At 35.7% G+C, this 6,776-nt stretch carries 9 protein-coding genes; 3 read left to right on the forward strand and 6 right to left on the reverse strand.

Annotated elements, in window-relative coordinates; all coding sequences use genetic code 11:
- Window positions 1–255 precede the first annotated feature (255 nt).
- Window positions 256–501, forward strand: coding sequence for a helix-turn-helix domain-containing protein (locus CYP54_RS08275; protein ID WP_072594609.1), 246 nt, complete (start codon window positions 256–258; stop codon window positions 499–501).
- Window positions 502–675 carry a hypothetical protein gene (locus CYP54_RS09940; protein ID WP_021091517.1) on the forward strand — a complete coding sequence of 58 codons (174 nt, stop codon included), beginning with the start codon at window positions 502–504 and terminating at the stop codon, window positions 673–675. It abuts the gene before it with no gap.
- A 105-nt stretch (window positions 676–780) separates the two neighbouring features.
- Here CYP54_RS09940 and kdsB read toward each other — a convergent pair whose 3' ends face one another.
- Genes kdsB through CYP54_RS08305 form a run of 6 tightly spaced genes read right to left on the reverse strand, consistent with a single transcriptional unit; the run spans window position 781 to window position 6,106 of the window.
- Window positions 781–1,494, reverse strand: a complete 714-nt coding sequence (gene kdsB, locus CYP54_RS08280) for a 3-deoxy-manno-octulosonate cytidylyltransferase (protein WP_103604892.1) — start codon at window positions 1,492–1,494, stop codon at window positions 781–783.
- On the reverse strand, window positions 1,491–2,954 hold the full coding sequence (gene thrC, locus CYP54_RS08285; protein WP_103604893.1) for a threonine synthase: 1,464 nt from the start codon (window positions 2,952–2,954) through the stop codon (window positions 1,491–1,493). The genes kdsB and thrC overlap by 4 nt, the downstream gene beginning before the upstream one ends.
- On the reverse strand, window positions 2,935–3,264 hold the full coding sequence (cutA, locus tag CYP54_RS10345; protein ID WP_103604894.1) for a divalent-cation tolerance protein CutA: 330 nt from the start codon (window positions 3,262–3,264) through the stop codon (window positions 2,935–2,937). The genes thrC and cutA overlap by 20 nt, the downstream gene beginning before the upstream one ends.
- 50 nt (window positions 3,265–3,314) lie before the next feature.
- Window positions 3,315–4,235: a tetraacyldisaccharide 4'-kinase gene (locus tag CYP54_RS08295; protein ID WP_103604895.1), complete on the reverse strand. Its 921-nt coding sequence runs from the start codon at window positions 4,233–4,235 to the stop codon at window positions 3,315–3,317.
- Entirely contained in the window at window positions 4,228–5,358 is a 1,131-nt protein-coding gene (locus CYP54_RS08300) for a DegT/DnrJ/EryC1/StrS family aminotransferase (RefSeq protein ID WP_103600307.1), read from the reverse strand. Before CYP54_RS08300 ends, CYP54_RS08295 begins: the two co-directional genes overlap by 8 nt.
- A 10-nt stretch (window positions 5,359–5,368) precedes the next feature.
- Complete coding sequence (locus CYP54_RS08305; protein WP_103589557.1) at window positions 5,369–6,106, reverse strand: NAD+ synthase; 738 nt, start codon at window positions 6,104–6,106, stop codon at window positions 5,369–5,371.
- 120 nt (window positions 6,107–6,226) lie between these two features.
- Here CYP54_RS08305 and CYP54_RS08310 point away from each other — a divergent pair.
- On the forward strand, window positions 6,227–6,776 hold a 550-nt coding region (locus CYP54_RS08310; protein WP_103604896.1), incomplete at its 3' end, for an MBL fold metallo-hydrolase.

Raw genomic sequence — 6,776 nt, forward strand, 5'->3', positions numbered from 1 at the left:
TCTTTAGTCTATATAACTAAGCTTCTTTAATATTAATTGTATAAATATTTCCGAAAATAAAATTACAAAAAATAATTAAACAAACTTAAAAGTCTTTTATATTTCCTCTATGTTCTAATATTTTTATACGTTTTTACGTATTAATATAATTTTTTATAGTATAATATATAACATATTTTAACTTATTTATACGTATTACTATTATTTATATATTATTTTATGTATATTTAATAAAATAATCCGTATAATACTTTAATGATTGAAACAAGTGATATATTTAATTTGCTTCATAATGCAGTTGAGGCAAAAAATATCGGTAAGAAAATTTCACAAGCAAAAATGGCAGAAGAGCTTGGTGTACCAATGAGAACATATCAAGATTGGAGGCTTGGCAACTCAAAGCCACAAGCTGCTGCTGCAGTTTGCAAACTTCTTTGTGAGCTTGACGACGATGAAATATTATTTGTTATCAATAAGATGAGAAAGTTATTAGGAAAATAGATGGAAAATTTGACACAAAAAGAGAGAATAGACCTTGAGAGCGTGTTTGCAGCTATCTGCACTAAGAAAGAGCCTAAATTTTTAGGTTTCTATAAAGACTTTTACTCGAGTGCGATTTTAAAATTTTACGTAGTTAAAGACAGAATTAAAAAAATAAAAATCAAGAAAAATTAGTTTTATATTATTTGAGTAGAAAAATATTTTTTACTGCATTTAAAGATTAATAATTTAGATAAATTCTCCTTAAATATTGACTTTATTTAAAGAGAATTTGCCGACTTATTTCTTACCAAATTTAGCTAACGCTCTTTGGTAGTCCTCTTCGCTATCGATGCCGATACTTTGGCTCTCAACCTCTAGCATTGCTATCTTTTTACCATTTTCTAGGGCGCGTAGCTGCTCGAGCTTTTCGGTATTTTCAAGGCTTGAAGGCAAGAGGCCGCAAAACTCTTTTAGGCTTTTTACGCTGTATCCGTAGATACCAAGGTGAGCCTTGTAGCTTTTGCACTCGCTTCTGTTAAATGGTATCCTTGATCTTGAAAAGTAAAGCGCATAGCCCTCAAAATCAGTCACCACTTTAACTAAATTTTTATCATCCGCAAACTCATCATCCATCTTTTTATAGCAAGAAAACATAAAGGCTTTATCACGATTTTGCTCGCAAAACGCCCTAAATTTAGCGATATTTTCAGGTTCAATAAATGGCTCATCAGCCTGAACATTTATGATGATCTCACTCTCGCTTAGTCCCAAAATTTGCGCCGCTTCGTTTATCCTGTCAGTCCCACTTTGATGATCTTTACTAGTTAACACAGCTTTTATGCCGTGAACCTTGGCGATCTCTAGCACGCTTGGCTCATCCACCGCAACTGCCACATCGTCCACGCCACTTACTCTAAGAGCCGTCGCCACAAACATCGGCACGCCGTTTATCTCTTTTAAAATTTTATTACTAAACCTTGTTGAGGCAAGGCGAGCTGGGATGATTATCATTGCTCGATCCATTCTAGGACGCACTTTTCGATCTCGTCCTCTTTTATAATGTTTTTGTGTAAAATTTTTGCGCTAAATAACGAGTTTATCGAGCTTGGTACGCTGTCATTTAAAATTTTAGCAGTCTTTGCCAGCGCATCTTTTTCATCTTTTGTATCTTTGATCTGGCACGCTTTTATCATGCTTGGCGTAAATTTCACCCAATGTGCAGTCGATGTGATGACGTTTATGTGGCCATCCTCTACCATCTTAAAGCAAGTAGCTGTATGCGGATCGATCGCGTAGCCGCCCTTTGCGAGCTTTGCGATGTACGCCTCGCACTCCTTATCATCACACCAGCTAGCTTCAAAGTCCACTTTTAGCACTTCAAGCTCTTGCTTGCTAAGCTTATAAAATTTATTTTTAGCTAGGCTTTGCATGAGTTCATTTGCTCTTTCACTACCAAATTTATCAAATAGCAAACGCTCGACGTTTGAGCTGATCAAAATGTCCATAGCAGGACTTATCGTTTTAACTAGTTTTTTGTCCCTGAGGTCGTAAACGCCGGTAGTAAAAAACTGCGTCAAGATATTGTTTGCGTTTGAAGCGATCTTGATCTTACCGATCTTTGCGCCTATTTTTTTAGCGTAATACGCCCCAAGTGCGTTACCAAAATTTCCACTTGGCACGATGATATCAAAGCTCTCGTTTGCCTTAAGCGCCTTTTGTTTTAGCAAATTTGCGTAGGCGTAGGCGTGGTAGATGATCTGAAAGAGAATTCTGCCAAAATTTACCGAGTTTGCCGCGCTTAGTTTAAGGCGCTTTTTCTTCAGCTCAGCCTTAAATTTATCATTTGCAAGCAGCATCTTTAGCGCCCTTTGAGCGTCGTCAAAGTCGCCTTTTATGCCAAAAACCTTTAAATTTTCACCTTGTATGGTCTGCATTTGTAGCTTTTGCACCTCGCTCGTGCCGCCATCTGGATAGAGGCAGACGACCTTTATATTTTCATCGTTTGCAAAGGTTTGAAGTGTCGCAGGGCCTGTGTCACCGCTCGTTGCGCACATGATAAGGTATCTTTCGCCTCTTTCTTTGGCTAGTTGGCTAAGCAGCGAGCCAAAGGGCTGAAGTGCCATATCCTTAAACGCCCTTGTTGGGCCGTGATAGAGCTCATTTACGTATAAATTTTTATCTATTTTTTTAAAAATTACTGGGTGCTTTGGATCGTCAAAACTCGCGTATCTCTTAACCGCATTTTTGAAAAACGCCTCTGGCACATCAAATTTAAATAGTGATATAATATAAAGTGCGAGCTTCTCGTAGCTTAATTGTGAGAGCTCTTGCCATTTTGATTTTGTTATCTTTAGAAGCTTTTTTGGCGCATAAAGTCCGCCATGAGCGGAGCTTGGGCTAAGCATGGCTGTGCTTAAATTTACATTTTTTACCTTTTCATCTTTTACGCTTCTAGTTGGTGTTAGTCTCATTTTTTGCCTTTTTTAGCTGATTTTTTATCCAAGTTTCATACTTTTTAAATACCTCTTTTGGCTTAAGTGCCAAAATTTCTGGGGTTTCGTAGCTGTGGTGTTTTCTTATAAATTTAGCCACTTTTTTAAATTTAGCGTCCGTTTTTATGAGTAAAATTTGCTCTTTTTCATCACAAAGCTTCTCTTGCCAAAGATAAATGCTTTTTGCGCTAAAGCTACTTACACAAGCTGCAAGTCCCTTTTTTACGAGCTTTTTGCTTAGTTTTTTTGCCTCTTTTTTCTTTGCAACCGAGGTGATTAAAATTCTCATTTTGATCTAAATTTTCCTTTTAAAAAGTGGCTCATTATAACAAAATGGGCTTAAATTTGTCGCCCTAAAACCTTTTTAAAATCCTCGCTTAGCGTAACTTCAAGCGTGATAAGCGATACTGGCAAACCAAAATCTTTTGCCTTTACATAGTCCTTTTGCGTCATCAAAAGCGAGGTCGCACCGTAACTTTGCAAAATTTCACTTAGCTCTTCTTTTGAAAAGTCGTAGTGATCAGGAAAAAAGACGCGAGCTACACACTCATCAAAAAATGGCTTGAGGCGTTCTGGGTTTGCTATGGCCGTTACTAGAACCATTTTTTCGCTTTTATTTAAAATTTCACTCTTTCTAAAATGAGTTTGCCCTTCAATCACTATAAAATCACCAAATTTATAAAAGCTAAATGGATATCTATAAGCCCCGCTTGGTAAGCAAAATTTTAGTCTTGGCTCTGGGTTTGGGCGTACTAGAATGTCAAATTTGGTTATGTCGAATTTAGAAAATCCGTCATCTAGCAAAATATACTTCGCACCGTGAGTCTTGGCATACTCTATGGCTAATTTTCTATCTTCGCTTACTATTACATTTGCGTTTTTGATGCTTGTGGCATATATCATCGCTTCATCGCCGCTTGCTGCCACGTCAAGTAAAATTTTGCCATCTTTTGCGACAACTTGCATGCCTTTGCTCTTTCTCTTATAGCCTCTAAGAATGATAAAAGCACCCTCGAAATTTTTAGCAATTGCCACGCAAAGTGGAGTCTTCCCGCTTCCTCCAAGGGTTAAGTTTCCAACGCTTATTATCTTTATGCCAAAGTCTATTTTTCTAGCAGTAAATTTCTTAAAAATAACAATAAGAAAATAGATAAAACTTAGTGGCAAAAGTAAAAATGCTAGTAAAATTTGAAAGAAATTTGGGCGAAAGAAGTAGTCATTCGCCCAAGAATGTAAAAAAATATTTAATTTCTTAAACACGAGTTTTAGAAATTTCTTTTACTTTGTTGCAGATATATTGCACCTCTTCGTCACTCAGACTATGATAAATAGGCAGTGACAACACTTGCTGATAATTTTTTAAAGCATTTGGAAAATCATTTACTTTAAGCGAGTATTTGTTTTTGTAATAGCTTAGTAAATGTATCGGTATGTAGTGCAATGATGTGTGAATGCCGTGCTCCAAAAGCTCTCTAGCAAAGCCATCTCGATTTTTATTTATCTTAATAATATACTGAGTATAAATGTGCTCGCGCTTCTTGACAGGGATTGTTATATTGTGGCACTCGCCAAGCTCTTTATCATAAATTCTTGCGATCTCTTGTCTTCTTTGTATGAGCTTATCTGTTCTTTCTAGCTGCGCAATAGAAAATGCTGCATTTATCGAGTTTATATCATACTTTAAGCCAATATCAACGACATCATAAATATAACTCAAGCTACCGAATTTATCAATGCCATTTACAAGAGCATAGTTGCGAAGTAGTTTTGCTCTTTTATAAATTTCCTCATCATTTGTCGTAAAAAATCCAACCGTTGATATAGGATTTTGCACACGCGAATGTGTTTGAAAGCATGACAAAAAGGAGTCTGAGCCAACTTTTTTGCCATTGTATGTTAAGCCCATACCGCGATTTGCATCATCTAAAATTTTTACGCCGTATTTCTCACAAACCGCCGTTATCTCATCCATCCTAGCACTTTGACCTGCGATATGAGAGATAAAAGCACATTTTAATTTTTTGTGATTTTGTTCTTTTAGTACTTTCTCAAGGGCATCTGGGCAGATGTTAAAATCTTCTTCATCAACATCCACAAAAATAGGTTCAGCATCAAAATGTCTAACAGCTTGTGCAATGCTAGGAAAGGCATTTATGGAGCAAATGACCTTATCTCCGCGTTTAGTGTCAAGCGCGCTTAGTGCCAAGTGATGTGCGGCTGCGATATTATTTGTGGTAACTACAAATTTTGCACCAAAATACTCTTTTAACTTCTCTTCAAATCTAGCAACGATATTAGTAGTATTTTCAGAGTGCAAAGCCTCCTCAATAAGCTCACTTTCACGCTCAGTGATAGTTGGTCTATAAAACGGAATCTCTCTCATCTTTAATCCTTTAAATTTTCACTATCAACGGCATTTGTCGTTTAAACCTGTTTGAAACAACTCTATTTTCTATATCCGATACTGCTTTTAATCCGAACTTTTTGATGACTTGCTCCTTGTTATTTTCTAAATTTTCTAAAATCTCATCAATAACAGCATAACTGTAACCTATGTCGCCTTCGTCACTTTGTCCATCCCACAAATCAGCCGAAGGTGCTTTGTCAATAAAATTTTTATCAACCCCAAGATGTTTTGCAAATTCAAAAATTTCACTTTTGTAAAGCTCTCCGATAGGATTTATTGCACATGCTAAATCCCCAAATATCGTACCGTATCCAAGCATAAGCTCACTTTTGTTGCTTGTTCCGATAACTAGAGCGTTTATACTAGATGAATAATCATAAAGCAAGCTCATTCTAACTCTAGCTGCTAAATTCCCTTTTCTTAAATTGCTTAAATTTACATCTATCGTTTCGTAAAAGGCATTTAAAATGCCCTCTATGGATAAAACCTTATATTTTATGTTTAATTTTTCGCATAAATTTAAGGCATCGTCCATATTTTGTCTGTTTGATGATGCTGTTGGCATGATGAGTGCATGAGTTTCATTTGGTTTTGCTCTTGCACACAAAGTCGCTACTACAGCAGAATCAATACCTCCACTAACACCCAACAACAAATTTTTATCTTTAGTTTTATCTTTTAAGCTAAAAACTAAAGTTTCTTCGATTTTTTGATACTCCTTCATTCTTCCTTTGCCTAGATTTGCTTCCTTTTGCAAAAATTATACTAAGTGAATTTAAAATTTTTCTTTAAGTTTAAGTAAAAAGATGTAAAATTTTAAGAAATAATAAATTTAAGGTAAAAAATGAGAGTAATACACAAAAGTTTTGGAGATTTTGGCACTAATTGTTACATAGTTACAAAAGATAACTCATCTTTAGTGATAGATCCGGGAGATGGGGCAAAAGAATGGGTTTTACAAAATGCTAAAAATTTAGAAGCCATCCTTTGTACTCACGGACATTTTGACCATATCTTTGACGTGAGCGAACTAAAAAATGAGCTAAAAATTCCAGTTTATATTAACAAATTTGATGCTTTCATGTGTGAGAGCGATATTTTTGGTTATATGAAAAGTACTTTTACTCCAGATGTTTTGGTTGATAATGATGAAAATTTTAACATTGATGATTTTTTCATCAAATTTCATCATTTCCCAGGGCATACACCAGGCTGCTCGATGATAGAGATAGATGACATGATGTTTAGTGGAGATTTTTTATTTAAAGGAAGTATAGGACGCTGGGATTTTCCTTTTTCAGATAAAAATGAAATGTTAAAAAGTCTAGGAAAATGTAAAAATTTAAAAGGTAACTTCACGCTTTATCCAGGACACGGAGAAGGCAGTACACTAA

Origin of the sequence: Campylobacter concisus, assembly GCF_002914005.1 — a bacterium.
GTDB classification, from domain to species: Bacteria; Campylobacterota; Campylobacteria; order Campylobacterales; family Campylobacteraceae; genus Campylobacter_A; species Campylobacter_A concisus_N.